The sequence below is a fragment of the Pseudoalteromonas nigrifaciens genome (assembly GCF_002221505.1).
In the GTDB taxonomy this organism is placed as follows: Bacteria; Pseudomonadota; Gammaproteobacteria; order Enterobacterales; family Alteromonadaceae; genus Pseudoalteromonas; species Pseudoalteromonas nigrifaciens.
This window is the reverse complement of record NZ_CP011036.1, coordinates 2,200,630-2,216,516: the sequence shown is the minus strand read 5'-3', so window position 1 is coordinate 2,216,516 and position 15,887 is coordinate 2,200,630. Positions and strand designations below refer to the sequence as shown.

Sequence of the window (15,887 nt, the reverse complement as noted above, 5' to 3'; positions counted from 1 at the left end):
TTTTTATATATAACCTTTAAGTTAGCTCAGATTAATAGTAACCACTTCTGTGCTGGCATCTTCATCTTGTAAGCTATTAATTGGCACTTTTGGAATATCTGGTTTGTCTAGGGCAATATCGCCACCATCAATTACTTCGCCAGTTTGCAAATTAGTAAAATCAAATAACTGGTTATCTGCTAAATGCGACGGTACAACGTTCTGTATAGCGGTAAAAATACTTTCTATACGACCTGGGTGCTCAGCGTCCCACTTAGCTAACATATCTTTTGTGTGTTTACGCTGTAGGTTTTCTTGCGAGCCACATAAGTTACACGGAATAATAGGGTAGCCCTGTACAAAGGCATATTGGCTAATATCGCTTTCTTTACAGTATGCAAGTGGGCGAATAACCATATGTTCACCGTTATCGCTCATTAGCTTAGCTGGCATACTTTTAAGTTTGCCGCCGTAAAACATATTTAAAAATAGGGTTTCTATCATGTCATCGCGATGATGGCCAAGCGCAATTTTAGTTGCACCTAACTCTTTAGCAGTACGGTATAAAATACCCCGGCGCAGGCGCGAACAAAGTGAACAAGTCGTTTTACCTTCAGGAATAATATCGGTCACTATGCTGTAGGTGTCTTCTTCTACAATTTTGTATTCAACATTTAGTTTATCTAGATACTGGGGTAAAACGTGCTCAGGAAAGCCAGGTTGCTTTTGATCTAAGTTAACAACAAATAGCTCAAACTTAATCGGTGCTACACGTTTTAAGTGTTGCAGCATGTCGAGCATAGTGTAGCTATCTTTGCCACCAGATAAGCACACCATAATGCGGTCGCCTTCTTCAATCATGTTAAAGTCCATGACGGCTTGACCTGTTTGGCGGCGTAAACGCTTTTGAAGCTTGGTTAAGTTAAATTGAGCTTTAGCTTGATCTGAATGAGACAATTACGCCCCCTTATTAAACAATACGGCAAAGTTATTTGCTAAAAATAAAGGGGCGCATTATATACTTAAAATGCTCGGTAACAAAATTTAATCTTTTGCGAGCGGGCTAATATACCCGTCGGGTTTAAGTGCCAGTACATCGCAATCTAGGCTGTCAATAACATGCTCTGCAGTATTGCCTACTAAGGCCGCGCTTAAACCAGTACGCCCTACAGTGCCAATAACCACCAACTCGCTGTTTAAACGTTTTGCTACATCGGGAATAACGTCCTCAGGCAAACCCTCTTCAATAAAGCACTGCTCTGGGGGTAAATTAAACTCATCAGCCAGTGCATTAGTAGATTGATGATGATGTTTTTTAACCGACTCGTTATAAATGCCAGGGTTAAATTCAGGTATTTCTATGGCAATATTAATTGGTGTAGCAGGGTAGGCGTTCACCAAGTTTAGTTGGGCGTTGGCCAGTTCTGCTAAAAATTGTGCGTCTTTAATAATACGTTTATTAAGCGCTAAGTGTTGCTCGTTTTCGCTCACTGCATTAACAGCCGCTAAAATGTTGCCATTTGCAGGCCATGCCATTTGTTTTACAAATAAAACCGGAGATGGACATTTTCGTACTAAATGCCAATCGGTTGGGGTTAAAATAACGGCTTTAAGTGTACTGTGTAGATGAGTGCCTTTAATAACAAGGTCAAAGCTTTGCTCAATAACGGTATTAATAATGGCTTCGTACGGGCGATTGTGCCAAACAACTTGTGTATCAATATTAACATTTTGATAAGGCGATACTAAATCTTTTAACCAAAGCTCGCGGTCGTTTAACACGGCTTTGCGCATAGCTTCGCGCTCATCGCCAGAGAGCATAGTGGTCATTTCATAAGAAAAGTCGTAAACCGTCATAAAGGCGGTAATACTCGCACCAGATTTTTTAGCTAAATCAATCGAACGAGCTAAACCGTGCTGGTCGTCTTTGGTGGGGTCAATAACCGCAAGAATGCGTTTAATCGTGTTCATGTGCAAGCTCCATTCACTTTACGGGTGTACCTTGAGTGTAACGTAAATAGAGCACAGTGAAAGGGATAGTACAAATATTATTGTTCTAGATCAAACCATTTAATCGAATGGATTAAATGGTTTGAATATTACAACGTAAGTAGGCTAATTAGCGGGGCTTTACTATTGCAGCTGCTTTGGCCAGTGCATCGTTATCTAAAATAGTAATAAATTTGCCTTCAACTTTTATTAAATCGGCTTTTTGAAAGCGACTCAATAAACGGCTAATTGTTTCAACGGTTAAACCCAAGTAATTGCCAATTTCGCCGCGGGTCATGGTAAAGCGAAATTCTTTACGAGAAAAGCCACGCTCACCAAAGCGTTCAGATAAGTTAAAAATAAAGCTGGCTAAGCGTTGCTCGGCAGATTTTTTGTTAAGCAGTAACAGCATTTCTTGGTCATAGGTAATTTCGCTACTCATTAAGCGCATTATTTGTTGGCGTAACTTAGGGAGTCTGCCTGCTAACTCGTCAAGGGTATCAAACGGAATTTCGCATACCATAGATGTTTCTAACGCTTGTGAAAAGCTTTGGTGCATCATTTTACTTATTGCATCAAAACCAACTAAGTCACCGGCTAAATGAAAACCTGTAATTTGCTCATCGCCTTGCTCAGATAAAGTATAAGATTTAAACGAACCCGAACGAACAGCATAAATAGCGTTTAATGGCGCGCCCGACTCAAACAAAAAGTCGCCTTTGTGTAATGGTTTTTTGCGCTCGATTATTTCGTCAAGCTTATCCATTTCTTGACCATTAAGAGAGAAGGGTAAACATAACTGGCTGATACTGCAGTTATTACAGCTAATAGCACAATTACTTTTAGCACGACCTTGAGAAAAATCCATAAATTCAATCCGTTAAAATTCAAGCCACAATATGATCAATGTTAATGCACAAGCTTATCTGTTGCAATGATCAGTAAATAAATACCATACCAAATTATTACGCTGCCTAATATTATTCGCGTCCAAGGGTGATTAAATAGGGTGCTGAGTTTTTTTGCACTAACGCCTATTGTGATCATCGCGGGAAATGTACCTAGTGCAAAACACAGCATTACTAATGCACCATCAAGCGCATTTGCGCTGGTCATGGCCCAAGTAAGTGCTGAATAAACTAAACCACAGGGTAACCAGCCCCATAAAGCGCCGTACCCAAGAGCTTTAAATGGCGAGTTAATCGGCATTAAATATTTATTAAATTTAACTAGGTGTTGCCAAACTAAGGTTTTACCTACTTTTTCGAGCCATTGTAAGGTAGCTGCTAAGCGCATTATATATACCCCTACCAACAACATAAAAATGCCTGCTATAAAAGACAGTGATAATGCAAAAACAGAGTTTTGCGTGGCAAATTTACTGCTAATGCCTGCCACTAATGCGCCTGCAAGCATGTAACTTAGCGCTCGGCCTATATTATAAGCAAAAGAGTAAATGAGAGTTTGGCGTTTATTACTGGCTAATTGCAATGAGCTGGCTATGCCACCACACATTGCAATGCAATGGCCGCTGCCAATTAGGCCCATAAAAAAAGCACTGACAAAAATAGGGTCAATCATTACTTTTGTTATGCTGCTCTTTGTCATCTTCAAACAAGATACTATGGCCTTGTTTATTTAAATCAGAAAATTGCTCGCCTTTTACTGCCCAAAAAAATACTCCTATAGCTATTAGTACAAATAAAATAGCGATAGGAACTAAAATGTAAACTATGCTCATAACTTTAACAGCCTTAATGAGTTGCATATCACAATAATTGAGCTGGTCGACATACCAATAACAGCCATCCAAGGCGCTACCAGCCCCATTGCAGCTAACGGTAATATTGAGCCATTATACAATAAAGACAAAGTTAAGTTTTGTTTAATAATACGCCTAGTTTTTTTGGCAACTATTAATAGGTGCTCGATTGAGGCTAAATCGCTATTGAGCAAAACCACATCGGCGCTATTTTTTGAAATATCGGCCCCAGTTTCCATGGCGATTGATAAGTGCGCGCTGGCAAATACTGGGCTGTCGTTTACCCCATCACCTACCATGGCAACCACTTCACCTTGTGTTGACCATTGCTCAACCGCTGTTTGTTTGTCTTTAGGGCTACAGCCCGATTGCACGCTGTGTAATTTAAGTTTTTTAGCGATACGTTGCCCCGCATCAGACGCATCGCCAGTAAGCATATGACACGTTAACTTATGTGTGTGTAGAGCGTTAATTAACGTACTCGCATCATCTTTTATTTTATCGACAAAGTAAAAACGGGCAATAGGTTGCTGATTAATATACAAAGTTGCTTGCGCGTTAGTTTTTTTGCTATTAAACCAGCCACTTTTACCAATAGCATAATGAGTGTCGTTGTACTGTGCGCTGATCCCTTTGCCTGGATGTAATTGAATGTCGTTAAGTTTATGCCCTGGTACTTTATATTGGCTAAACGCACGGGCAATTGGGTGCTCTGAATAGCTCTCTAGTTGGGCTGCAATCTCAAGCACTTGATTTTTAGTGTACTCTTCGCTGAGTATATCGACCGCATCTAAGCTAAAGCGTCCTTGGGTTAGCGTGCCGGTTTTATCAAATGCGAATAAAGTGATTTTAGATAGAGTTTCGAGCACATGCGCTTGTTTTATTAAAATACCTTTACGAGTAAGGTTGGCTACCGAACAGGTTAATGCGGTTGGAATAGCTAAGCTTAGCGCGCAAGGACACGTAGCCACGAGTACAGAAATAGTGATCCAAAATGCTTGCTCAGGGGCAATTTGATACCAGCCAAATGCGGTTACCGATGCAAATATAAGTAACACAGCCACAAACCACTGAGCAACTTTATCTGTAATTTCTACTAGTTTAGGGCGTTTGGTAAGTGCATTGTGTTGTAGACGAATTATTTGATTTAGCAGCGTGCTTTGGCCTATTTTATTGATTTTTATTTCAATAATGCCGTCATGATTGACTGTGCCGGCGTAAACACTGTGATTAATAAACTTATTAACCGGCAGGTGCTCTCCGGTCATCATTGATTCATCAACGCTGGTTTTACCTTTAATTAAAATTCCATCGGCAGGAATGGTTTCGCCGGCTTTAATTAGAATAATATCGTTTAATTTAAGCTTTTTAGCGGCAATAATATGTTCTTGGCCATTTGCATCGAGAGTACGGGCGGTTAGTGGCAATAACTTTTGTAAGTTAGCTGTAAATTCACTGGCTTTTAATCGTGCTCTAAATTCTAGATATTTACCTAATAATAATAAAAAGGTGAACATACATACCGATTCAAAGTACACCTCGCCAACATTCATAATTGTGGCGTAAGAACTTGCGCCGTAAGCACCAAAAATAGCCAGCGAGACGGGTAAGTCCATATTAAGCTGTTTTGCTTTTAAACCATTAATGGCATTACTTAAAAAGGGCAGTGCGCTATATAAAATAACCGGAGAAGCTAAAACGAGGCTGATCCACCTAAAATACTGCTCAAAATTACTGTCCATACCGGAGAACATGCCAAAGTACATAGCAAAGGCAAACATCATCACTTGCATGGTCATTAAACCGGCTACACCTAAGCGGCGAATATAGGCTTTTGCGGTTTGCTGTTTTTGCTGTGCTTCTAAGTCGGACTGAAACGGATAGGCTTTATAGCCAATTTTAGCAAGGCTAGTAATAATTTCGCTCAATGGGGTGGCGGTTTTATCCCATTGCACCATAGCGCGGTTAGTTGAGGTATTAACATCAACACGCTTTACTGTTTTTAAACTGAGTAATTGCTTTTCTATAAGCCATGCACAAGCTGCGCAGGTTATACCTTCTACGCTGAGCAATACTTCTGAGAAGTTGTCATTGGTCGTTATAAATTCGTCTTGAATATCTTCATTGTCGTAGCTTTTAATAAAGGCGAGTTGCTCTGGTACTAACTGCTCTACTTTACCAGCTTGAACGGTACGATATTTATAATAGTCGGTCATACCTTGATCAATAATGTTTTGCGCAACGGCTTGGCAGCCAATGCAACACATTGGCTGAGATTTATTATCAATTACTACGTGTGCGCTAAACCCGTTAGGTACACTTTCAAGGCAATGAAAGCAATTTATAGACATACTAAATACTACTTATAATTAGGCGTAACTAAAACAGCAAGGGTGGTTGGTAAGGTAATGTTTTCTTTTAGCTTCCAGCTACCATCAATAGGCTCAATAAATACCGAATAAGCACCGTCGGTAAACCCGTCAAGTAATGCGGTAAATTCTTGATTAGCATTAGGCGTTAGCGTGGCTTCAAAGTCATGCGCTTTAATTGTACGATGATAAAACGACAGTTTTAATGCATGTATGTTGCTCGTATCGCCTTTGGTAAATTTAAAACCAACGCGCTCACTGGTAACATTCAGCTCGCCATGTAAGTATAAAGCTTTTGCCTTATCAAACTTAGTAAGCTCTAAGTTAATTGCTTTGCCTTTTTTATAGTAGTCATCTACCACCATATCAGGGCCATTGCCTATGGCGGTAAAGAATAAGCTAATGCAGCCAATAATTGCAGCAGAGGGAAAAAAGATTAAAAACCAAGGCCAAAAATTTTTATACCACGGAGTAGGTTGCATAGTTACTCTAAAATAAAATGAAGATGCGGCTATACTATAATAAATATTTGTAAAAGACTAAAAAAAAGCCTCCGAGTGGAGGCTTTTTTGATCTGGATTAATCTATTGAATTTAAAAGGTTAAATATTCGTTAACGGTGTAACTATTTAGCTTGAGATAAGCTGTAAACGTAAGCCGTTAGTAGGTGTATTTTATCTTCACCTAAAATATCTTTCCACGCTGGCATTACACCGGCACGACCATGGTTAAGCGTTTCTTCAACAGCACGTTGAGAACCACCATATAACCAAACGTTGTCGGTTAGGTTAGGTGCACCAAAGGGTAAGTTGTGTGCAACAGAGCCTTTACCGTCAGCACCATGACATGCAGCACACATAGCCCACTTAGCTTCGCCGGCAGCAGCGTCTTTTTGGTTTACAGTACGACCTGAAAGGCTAAGTACATGAGCGGTCATTTCTTTAACGCCTTGCTCACCTAATGCAGCACCCCAAGGTGGCATTGCTGCTATACGCCCGTAAAGTAATGTTTCTTTAATTTTATCGGGTGTGCCGCCATATAACCAATCATTATCAGTTAGGTTAGGAAAGCCAGTACCACCACGTGCGTCAGAACCATGACACTGAGAACAGTTTTGTGCAAAAAGACGTTGGCCAATTTCAATTGCTAGCTGACCTTGTGTTTCGGCATGTTTTTCACCATTTTCAAGTGCAACTCGCTGTGCTGCGTCACCTTCAAATTTAGATTCAACCAATTTTACTACAGGTATTTGTGCCAGTTCATTAAAAATAGGACCAAAACGTGCATCTGCAACTTCGTACTCTTTATCAAGTTTTACAAAGCGACCTTCTTCTTTAGCAAGTTTTACTGCTTCTTTAGACTCAGCCAAAGAAGTAATACCTTGGTTAGAACTAGTCCACTTACCTAATCCTTCCCAGTTACCTAAACCTGGGTAAGCTGCTAAGTAATAAACAGACCAAATAAATGTTGCAAAGAACATGTAAGTCCACCACTTTGGTAGTGGGTTATTTAGCTCTTCAATTCCATCATATTCATGTCCGCAGCTTTCACCTTCAGGTACACCAGTGTAGTTTTTTAAATTCCACACGAGTAAACCAAATAAAATGAACAAACATGATAGGGTTAATACAATAACCCAAATACTCCAAAAGCTAGTCATTTCTCAGACCCCTTTTCCTCGTTAGAGAGCGTATTGTTGTGTTTTATTTCATCTTCGAAAATAACATTAGCAGCGTCTTTAAAACGTGTTTTACTACGCTTGCTATATGCCCAAGCAACAATCACAATAAATAGTACTAAAATTACCAGAGTTAAAATGCCTCTGTATGTCCCATAATCCATAATTAGTTACTTCAAGTGGGTGCCAAGTTGTTGCAAATAAGCGATAAGGGCTTGCATTTCTGTTGCACCTTTACCGTCATTCATTGCATCAACTTTGGCAACATCGGCGATTAATTCTTCATCACTACCGTAACCTAAACCATCGTAACGGTCGGTACGGCTATCGATTCCAAATGTGTCACGGAAAATTTTAAGTTTATTCAAAGTCAAGCTTGTATCAAGCGTATTCTCTGCTAACCAAGGAAAGCCTGGCATGTTCGACTCAGGAACCACAGCACGTGGGTCAACTAAGTGAGCATAATGCCAGTCATCCGAATAACGTTTGCCTACACGAGCTAAGTCAGGACCAGTACGTTTAGAACCCCAAAGGAAAGGGTGATCCCAAACAGATTCACCAGCAACCGAATAGTGGCCATAACGCTCAACTTCGTCACGAAAAGGGCGGATCATTTGTGAGTGACAGTTAGAACAACCCTCACGTACATATAGATCTCGGCCTTCCATTTCAAGTGCCGTTAACGGACGTAGTCCGTCAACTGGTTTAGTTGTATCGTCTTGAAACATTAGCGGAGTAATTTCAACTAATGCACCAAAGCTAATTGCGAAAACGGTCAAGATAGCCATAAGGCCAATGTTTTTTTCGACTATTTCGTGTTTGTTTTGTGAATTTTTATTGCTCATTATCTCACTCCGTTATGCTAATTGTGCTTGTTCGTCTAATTGCAGCGAATCGTTCTTCGCTGCCACTGTACGATAAACGTTATAAGCCATAACTAGCATACCTACTACGATGAACACACCACCAATAAAGCGTATAACATAGAAAGGATGAGACGCCTCTAAAGACTGTACAAAGCTATACATTAATGTGCCATCAGAGTTAACTGCACGCCACATTAGACCTTGCATTACACCTGAGATCCACATTGCTACTATGTATAAAACAACACCAACAGTGTGTAACCAAAAATGTGTGTTAATTAATTTAACGCTGTACATACGACCTTGCGAGAATAGCGCAGGGATTAAGTGGTAAATAGCGCCGATAGATATCATTGCAACCCAACCTAATGCACCTGAGTGAACGTGTCCTACAGTCCAGTCGGTGTAATGAGAAAGCGCGTTTACAGATTTAATTGCCATCATTGGGCCTTCAAACGTAGACATACCGTAAAAAGATAATGAAACAACTAAGAAACGTAAAACAGGGTCAGTACGAAGCTTATGCCATGCACCAGACAACGTCATAATACCGTTAATCATGCCACCCCAAGATGGAACGAATAGGATAATAGACATAACCATACCTAAACTTTGCGTCCAATCAGGAAGCGCAGTGTAGTGAAGGTGATGAGGGCCTGCCCAAATATAAAGCGAAATAAGCGCCCAAAAGTGAACCACTGATAAGCGGTAAGAGTAAACAGGACGGCCTGCTTGTTTTGGTACAAAGTAATACATCATACCTAAAAAGCCAGCTGTTAATAAAAAGCCAACGGCATTGTGTCCGTACCACCACTGTACCATTGCATCAACTGCACCAGCATAAATGGAATACGATTTAGTTAACGACACAGGTACAGCCATACTGTTTACAATATGAAGTACAGCAACCGTAATGATAAAGCCAGCATAGAACCAGTTAGCTACATATATATGAGACACTTTACGCTTTGCGATTGTGCCCATAAATACTACCGCATAAGTTACCCATACAACGGCTATTAAAATATCAATTGGCCACTCAAGTTCTGCATATTCTTTAGAACTTGTAATACCCAAAGGTAGTGTAATAACAGCAAGCACAATAACAAGCTGCCAACCCCAAAATGTAAAGGCTGCTAATTTATCTGAAAGAAGGCGCGTTTGACAGGTACGTTGAACGACGTAATAAGACGTCGCAAAAAGTGCACTTGTACCAAATGCGAAAATAACTGCGTTCGTGTGTAACGGACGAAGTCGAGAGTATGTTAACCATGGTGTATCAAAGTTAAGTGCTGGCCAAGCTAGTTGGGCAGCAATCAGAACCCCAATACTCATGCCAACGATGCCCCAAATCACTGTCATAATAGCGAATTGGCGTACAACTTTATAGTTGTACTCAGTGTGTGATGCTACTGTCTGGCTCATTTTCTGGCTTCCGCTGCAATAAATGCGTTTAGAAATGAATTACCCACCTAAAAAAAGTGGGGCCTACTATTACTTCACAAGCTTGCCATCTAAAACATTAAAAATACGATTATTTTAGAAAACAGACTCGAGAAACCCTTATTTTTTTGCGGTTGAAATGATAAAATTTTTGGCTTAAAAAAGATAGGTCAATTACATAATATTATGACATCAATCAAACTTTACTAGCTTGCTGTTTACTTTTTGAGGTGAATTGTACGTTATTTGTAATAAAAGTGTGATTTGACCTTGTGACTATTAAATTAGTGCCAGCCATTATTTTTTGGATTGTGAGTACCTGCCACATGTATATATATAGAGTATGTTTGTTTTTTTTACTAATTTTTTTAGTTGCGTGTGATTATTCAAAAACCAGCGATACACAACAATTAAAAAACCTTGCTTGCGAAGCCGGTTTAGCCTGTACTTTTCCAAATGGCGTTAAAGTGTGGCTTAGCGATGGTGATTTATCCCCTGAAACACCATTCTCCATATTTGCCGAGTTACCTAAAGGGCATGTTATTACGAATGCAAAACTTGAAGGCGTAACTATGTATATGGGGTATATTCCTCAGCAATTTAAGCGCTATGGCAACACTTGGCAAAGTGAAACTATGGTAGGTATTTGCGCTGAAAAAAATATGCTGTGGAAATTAATCCTTAACGTAACCGATGAGGCAACACAGCAAAGCAACTCGGTATACTATTATTTTTACGTTACTTACTAAACATGCCATTGCTTATATTGCTTATTAAGTAGCTTGCTTAATTTGCAGCAGGGAGATAAGCATTCTGGTTGAGATCAGTTTAGTTGTGCTTACTCTCTTTAAGTTAAGCGTTACTTTTTATTTCTTGGCGCAGAAAAGCTAAATCCACAGAGGGTTAGCTTTAGCGCAAGAAGATTAAGCCTACAATAAGAGTACTTCGTACGCTCACATCATTTTAGCTAGCACTTAGCACTCCTGCCTTTTGTAATTTTTACTTTCTCTTTTTAATTTCGAAAAATGCATCAATGGTATTTGGTTAATTAAGTGTACTACTAGGTTTGAGGCAATCATTGCTTCATTAAATTGGTGAATAGTTTACTTGTTTAATCTTGGCTGAATAAAAAATCTCTCCTTTAAAAGCTATATATGCGTTAAATCAGACTAATTAATTACTCAAAGCGCATAAATATAGTTATCAATTAACATCTAGTTTTACGGTTTTAATAACCTACTGTGATTAACTTGTTAAATTACCGGTAAAAGGTACATTGTTGAGTTAATTACATTTAATTACAAAGTCCATTAGTTTGATTTCACCTGTGCTTTTAATGTAGCGCAATGCATTTAGTGTATTGATTTTGAAGTGTATTTATTAATTAACAAGGAAACATAGTGTAACGTTTGTACCTTTTTTGGGTGTTGTGTTTTTCGGTTGGTTTTTAATTATCCATTCGTTAAGTTTTTGTTCAGTTAATCACGCCTAAGTTGCTGTTTTCTGACTCACAATTCTTATAAAAGTGAGCATTACCATTTAGGTAAATTTTCAACAAGTAGGGTTCATCCATGAAAAAATCAACTCTTGGCTTAGCGGTTATCGCTGCTATTCCAATGTTCTCAAGTGTGCAAGTTTTAGCGGCTGACGAAGCGGCAAAATCAATTGAAAAAATTCAAGTAACAGGTTCTCGTATTAACCGTACAGATATGGAAACGGCTAGCCCTATTACAGTTATTGGCGATGACTTTATTGCAAAGAGTGGTTATACATCAGTTGCAGACGTGCTTTCTAATCAACCATCAGCGGCAGGGATGAGCTTAGGTGGTTCGAGTAATAATGGTTCAGGTGGCACTGCTACTGTAAACCTACGTGGTATGAGCTCCAAGCGTACCCTAGTATTATTAAATGGTCGTCGTATGGTTTCATCTGGAACTGGTGCAGATTCGTCTGTTGATTTAAATACGATTCCAGTTGCAATGATAAAGTCTATTGAAATTTTAAAAGACGGTGCTTCTGCAGTATATGGTTCAGATGCTATCGCTGGTGTTGTTAATATAATAACAAAAAAAGATTTTGAAGGCTCAGAAGTTAATGTAGAAGGTAGCCGCACTACAAAAGGCGATGGTAATAACTACGGTGTAAGTTTATTACACGGAATGCAAATTGCTGAAGGTAATTTAGTTGTAGGTGCACAGTATTCAAGCCGCGGCGAAATAATCCAATCAGACAGAAGCTTTGTAGAGCCAGGTCAATCATCATATATTCCTGAGGGAACACTTGGTAGTAAAATGCCAGATGGAAATGGTGGTTTTATAGACCGCAATAAAGGCTATGATTATTCGACTTCTAGCTATGCACAAACACCAAATGACTTGTACAGTATTTTTACTAGCTTTGATAAAGAGTTAGACTCAGATACAACATTTAATGTTGATTTGATGTATACGCGCCGTGATTCGACTCAACAACTTGCGCCACAGCCAGCAAGCATAGATTTAAAAACAACGAATTTAGATGCTGCTTATACAAGTGCTTTTGTAGATGGTAATGGTGTACTTGCAGATACCTTAGAGTACCGCCGTAGAATGGTTGATGCTGGTCCTCGTATTTATGAGCAAAAAACCGATACATATAGAGCGTCAGTTGCATTAATGGGTACACTAGACAATGATGCTAGCTGGGATGTAAGTGCTACTTATGGCCGTAATGATTCTAAGGATAAAGTTCAAAATTCTATCCATGCAAGTAATGTTGAGCAAAGCATTTATGCTAATCAAGCGCTTTGGTTTGCTGGCGATGCATTAAATCGTGATATGTTAGTGTCAGATGGTGCAATTTACACTGAGTCAAATGAAGGTGGTAACGAGCAGTTTATCCTAGCTGCAGGTTACAGTGCACTAACAGATAACGATATTGGTTATGCAATTGGTGTTGAAAACAGATTTGAAAGTGGTTATTACACTCCAGATATGATCACTCAACGTGGTGAAAGTACAGCTGCACAACAAGATCCAACTGAAGGTGATTACTCAGTACAGTCTGTGTATTTTGAAGCGTCTATGCCAGTGCTTGAGTCAGTAACAATTGAAGGTGCTGCACGTTACGATAACTACTCAACGTTTGGTGGTGCAACAACGTGGAAGCTTGGTGCAACTTGGAACGTAACAGATGAATTTATGGTTCGCTCTGTATTAGCGACTGGCTTTAGGGCACCTAATGTTGCTGAGCTTTTTGGTGGTAACTCAGGCTCATTCGATTACCTTGCAGATCCATGGGGTAATGAGCAAGACCCTCAAATCGAAGTAAATTACACCAGTGACAAAAACCTTAAAGCAGAAGAAAGTAAGTCATTTACTTTTGGTATGGTATGGGAAATTACTGATGGCTTATCAAGCACCATGGATTACTGGAAGTTTGATATAACTGATGCAATTACGCGTCTAGACGTTCAAAACGAAATGAGAAGTTGTTTTGCTGGTACGCTTGAGTCATGTTCAGCAATCAATATTACATCAACAGGTGATTTATCAAATATGAGTTCAGCATTAACAAATGTTGGCTCGCAAAAAACTTCTGGTGTTGATTGGAATATCTCATACAAAGCAGATAACTATGGTATCAACCTTGATACAACATACTTAATCGAATTTGAACAAGATGATATTGATTACACAGGCACTATCGATGGCAATATCGGTGGCTATGCTAAAATCAAATCAAATCTATCTGTAAATTACGATGTAAGTGAAGCTTTAAGCCTTCTTTATAATGCAAGATTCGTTAAAGGAATGGATGGCGAGTATGACGGTGATTTCTTTAGCACTGACAATACTGTTTATCATGATATTTCTATGAGCTACAGCGTAAGTGATGATTTACGCATTACTGGTGGTATGAATAATATCTTTGATAAAGAGCCTGAGTCTGTATTAGGTGGTAATGATATGGGAACAGTTCCTGAAGTATACGATGTAATTGGTTCGCGTATTTTTGCGAGTGTTAATTTTAAATTTTAATTAGCATAATAAATATTTTAAGGCCTAGTTTTTACTAGGCCTTTTTTATTGAACAAAATACTTCAGGCAAGTACACTAAGGAGCTATATTACAAGGAGATTTAATTGTTAAAGCAAGATGAGAATTTATCTTTTATTATTGAACCGCAGCTGGGCCAACGCTCAGAGCAACGCCTTGATTTATACTTTTCGATCCCCAACGAAATGGGCGTGAATGCACAAACCCTTAGTGAAGAATCCTATTTTAATAATCAATTTAAATCTTATTTAGCTTATAACGCCAATAATATTCACCTACCGCTAGTGCGAAGCCGTTTTGTAAGTAAAAACAAAGGTGAGCAGCGAGATTACCGACAAAACCTCAATTTGTATTGTTATCAGGTGCGCTTGGCTATTGATGCAGATATTAAAGAAACCCTCAAAATAGAAGACCCTGATGAATTTTATCAACGGGCGGGTGAGCTGTGCGAGCAAAGCCAAAGCTTATTAAGAAAACTAAGACGTTATACCCCTGAAGATGAAAAGCTAATTTCATTTTACACCAATGCCGATAACTACCTTAGTTGGCAAATAGAGCAGTCGTTTTTAAAACTGCTCGATGAAGGACCGCGCAGTAGTGACTATGCAAAAGAGCGCAACGACTTAGTTAACTTTTGTAAGTCAGAAAACAGTTATCGCGAAGAGCAACAATATAATTCAGAATCAACCCTTAAAGATGCAAACCGCATTACTAATAAAATGCGGTTATTGCAGCGTTTAATTGAACATGGTGTAATTTTAAACCGCCAAACTCGCTATCTTAATAGTTATTTAAAACGTTTAGTTAAGGGCTCGGTAACCGCTGTAATTATGGCGTTAGTGATGATAGTTATACTCAATGCACGCGCAACTTTTACAGAAGTTACAGCAACATTAATCTTAATATTGGGGCTTATTTATGGCCTTCGCGAAATATTTAAAGAAGATATAACCCGAATTATTTGGCGCTCTATTGTGCGTGGGCGGCCTAAGTGGCGTTTTATTTTTAAAAATAGCGTGACTAAAGACAAAGTAGCGAGTCAGTTTATTTGGTTAGAATATACGCGCTTTAAAAAAATCCCCAAAGAAGTACGTGCTATTTTCTCCAAACGCCGCCAACAAAATAAGCTCGCTGCACAGTGGTTACACTTTGCTAGCGAAACACGTGTAAATGCCCGAGAGTTTTTACCGGGTTACGATAGCTTGCATCAAACACTGCAATTTAGCCTTGCGCCGTTTTCTCGCTATCTTAAAAAAGGTGAGGGTAAGTTATATCATCTTGAGAGTAATAAGGTTTCTAAGCAGGCTGTAGAGCGGCGTTATCAATTAAATATGGTATTAGTGCTAACCGAGCGAGATAAAAAGCTGTATCAGCGTTATAAAATAACCATGAACCGCAGTAAAATAGTTAATATTGAACTTATTTACTCTGATGACGGTACTAAGCAGGAATAACAAAGGCTGTAACCGGTTACATCCCATGTTATTCCTCTAAAGGGTTAGCGTTAGTTGTTTGCTAACCCTTTTTTGGTAAATAAAGTTACCTTGTTTGATACGAGTATAATTTCGATATTTTTCGCATCGTCACCCCAAACGCAGTTGGTATGCAGTGTTTTTTCTACGCAGTTATCAGCGCTTCCTAAAAAAACTTCAACTTCTGATTTATCCATACCAATTTTTATTTTTTCGTAGTTCTCAACATTTACTTTAGAACATGCCGCTAGGCTTAGCGTTGCTGCAATAATCAGGAGTTTTTTCATTGTTAT

Annotated in this window: 15 protein-coding genes; 3 read left to right on the top strand and 12 right to left on the bottom strand. The window is 39.0% G+C overall.

The genetic code is table 11. The annotated features are described in order from the left end of the window. Positions 1-21: 21 nt before the first annotated feature. From ttcA to ccoN, 11 genes are all read right to left on the bottom strand, one after another. Positions 22-936 (bottom strand): tRNA 2-thiocytidine(32) synthetase TtcA, encoded by a 915-nt coding sequence (ttcA, locus tag PNIG_RS10615; RefSeq protein WP_089368461.1) that lies wholly within the window; start codon positions 934-936, stop codon positions 22-24. Between the two features lie 87 nt (positions 937-1,023). Next, positions 1,024-1,950: a universal stress protein UspE gene (gene uspE / locus PNIG_RS10610; protein ID WP_089368460.1), complete on the bottom strand. Its 927-nt coding sequence runs from the start codon at positions 1,948-1,950 to the stop codon at positions 1,024-1,026. A 148-nt stretch (positions 1,951-2,098) separates the two neighbouring features. Next, entirely contained in the window at positions 2,099-2,836 is a 738-nt protein-coding gene (locus tag PNIG_RS10605) for an FNR family transcription factor (RefSeq protein ID WP_058373651.1), read from the bottom strand. Between the two features lie 41 nt (positions 2,837-2,877). Then, positions 2,878-3,549: a sulfite exporter TauE/SafE family protein gene (locus PNIG_RS10600; RefSeq protein ID WP_041454477.1), complete on the bottom strand. Its 672-nt coding sequence runs from the start codon at positions 3,547-3,549 to the stop codon at positions 2,878-2,880. Then, positions 3,542-3,709, bottom strand: a complete 168-nt coding sequence (ccoS, locus tag PNIG_RS10595) for a cbb3-type cytochrome oxidase assembly protein CcoS (RefSeq protein ID WP_089368459.1) — start codon at positions 3,707-3,709, stop codon at positions 3,542-3,544. Before ccoS ends, PNIG_RS10600 begins: the two co-directional genes overlap by 8 nt. Then, complete coding sequence (locus PNIG_RS10590; RefSeq protein ID WP_089368458.1) at positions 3,706-6,081, bottom strand: heavy metal translocating P-type ATPase; 2,376 nt, start codon at positions 6,079-6,081, stop codon at positions 3,706-3,708. Before PNIG_RS10590 ends, ccoS begins: the two co-directional genes overlap by 4 nt. Positions 6,082-6,089: 8 nt before the next feature. Beyond that, entirely contained in the window at positions 6,090-6,581 is a 492-nt protein-coding gene (locus PNIG_RS10585; protein WP_011328521.1) for a FixH family protein, read from the bottom strand. Between the two features lie 142 nt (positions 6,582-6,723). Next, complete coding sequence (locus PNIG_RS10580; protein WP_089368457.1) at positions 6,724-7,758, bottom strand: c-type cytochrome; 1,035 nt, start codon at positions 7,756-7,758, stop codon at positions 6,724-6,726. Beyond that, complete coding sequence (locus tag PNIG_RS10575) at positions 7,755-7,940, bottom strand: cbb3-type cytochrome oxidase subunit 3 (protein ID WP_089368456.1); 186 nt, start codon at positions 7,938-7,940, stop codon at positions 7,755-7,757. The genes PNIG_RS10580 and PNIG_RS10575 overlap by 4 nt, the downstream gene beginning before the upstream one ends. A gap of 6 nt (positions 7,941-7,946) precedes the next feature. Next, positions 7,947-8,621, bottom strand: a complete 675-nt coding sequence (gene ccoO / locus PNIG_RS10570; protein WP_011328518.1) for a cytochrome-c oxidase, cbb3-type subunit II — start codon at positions 8,619-8,621, stop codon at positions 7,947-7,949. Between the two features lie 12 nt (positions 8,622-8,633). Then, positions 8,634-10,067 (bottom strand): cytochrome-c oxidase, cbb3-type subunit I, encoded by a 1,434-nt coding sequence (ccoN, locus tag PNIG_RS10565; RefSeq protein ID WP_011328517.1) that lies wholly within the window; start codon positions 10,065-10,067, stop codon positions 8,634-8,636. A 344-nt stretch (positions 10,068-10,411) separates the two neighbouring features. Here ccoN and PNIG_RS10560 point away from each other — a divergent pair, with 344 nt between their 5' ends. The 3 genes from PNIG_RS10560 to PNIG_RS10550 all read left to right on the top strand — a co-directional run bounded on the left by PNIG_RS10560 (position 10,412) and on the right by PNIG_RS10550 (position 15,576). Then, positions 10,412-10,834 (top strand): hypothetical protein, encoded by a 423-nt coding sequence (locus PNIG_RS10560; RefSeq protein WP_089368966.1) that lies wholly within the window; start codon positions 10,412-10,414, stop codon positions 10,832-10,834. An 822-nt stretch (positions 10,835-11,656) separates the two neighbouring features. After that, entirely contained in the window at positions 11,657-14,104 is a 2,448-nt protein-coding gene (locus tag PNIG_RS10555) for a TonB-dependent receptor (RefSeq protein ID WP_089368455.1), read from the top strand. Between the two features lie 104 nt (positions 14,105-14,208). Next, complete coding sequence (locus PNIG_RS10550; RefSeq protein WP_086994924.1) at positions 14,209-15,576, top strand: hypothetical protein; 1,368 nt, start codon at positions 14,209-14,211, stop codon at positions 15,574-15,576. A 50-nt stretch (positions 15,577-15,626) separates the two neighbouring features. On the opposite strand, the gene PNIG_RS10545 is transcribed toward PNIG_RS10550, so the two are convergent. Further along, entirely contained in the window at positions 15,627-15,881 is a 255-nt protein-coding gene (locus PNIG_RS10545; RefSeq protein WP_086994927.1) for a DUF3862 domain-containing protein, read from the bottom strand. Positions 15,882-15,887 lie beyond the last annotated feature (6 nt).

Bases quoted from the DNA above. Each gene is read 5' to 3' on its own strand.
- uspE (WP_089368460.1), bottom strand. From the start codon at position 1,950: ATGAACACGATTAAACGCATTCTTGCGGTTATTGACCCCACCAAAGAC.
- PNIG_RS10605 (WP_058373651.1), bottom strand. From the start codon at position 2,836: ATGGATTTTTCTCAAGGTCGTGCTAAAAGTAATTGTGCTATTAGCTGT.
- PNIG_RS10600 (WP_041454477.1), bottom strand. From the start codon at position 3,549: ATGATTGACCCTATTTTTGTCAGTGCTTTTTTTATGGGCCTAATTGGC.
- ccoS (WP_089368459.1), bottom strand. From the start codon at position 3,709: ATGAGCATAGTTTACATTTTAGTTCCTATCGCTATTTTATTTGTACTA.
- PNIG_RS10590 (WP_089368458.1), bottom strand. From the start codon at position 6,081: ATGTCTATAAATTGCTTTCATTGCCTTGAAAGTGTACCTAACGGGTTT.
- PNIG_RS10585 (WP_011328521.1), bottom strand. From the start codon at position 6,581: ATGCAACCTACTCCGTGGTATAAAAATTTTTGGCCTTGGTTTTTAATC.
- PNIG_RS10580 (WP_089368457.1), bottom strand. From the start codon at position 7,758: ATGACTAGCTTTTGGAGTATTTGGGTTATTGTATTAACCCTATCATGT.
- PNIG_RS10575 (WP_089368456.1), bottom strand. From the start codon at position 7,940: ATGGATTATGGGACATACAGAGGCATTTTAACTCTGGTAATTTTAGTA.
- ccoO (WP_011328518.1), bottom strand. From the start codon at position 8,621: ATGAGCAATAAAAATTCACAAAACAAACACGAAATAGTCGAAAAAAAC.
- ccoN (WP_011328517.1), bottom strand. From the start codon at position 10,067: ATGAGCCAGACAGTAGCATCACACACTGAGTACAACTATAAAGTTGTA.
- PNIG_RS10560 (WP_089368966.1), top strand. From the start codon at position 10,412: ATGTATATATATAGAGTATGTTTGTTTTTTTTACTAATTTTTTTAGTT.
- PNIG_RS10555 (WP_089368455.1), top strand. From the start codon at position 11,657: ATGAAAAAATCAACTCTTGGCTTAGCGGTTATCGCTGCTATTCCAATG.
- PNIG_RS10545 (WP_086994927.1), bottom strand. From the start codon at position 15,881: ATGAAAAAACTCCTGATTATTGCAGCAACGCTAAGCCTAGCGGCATGT.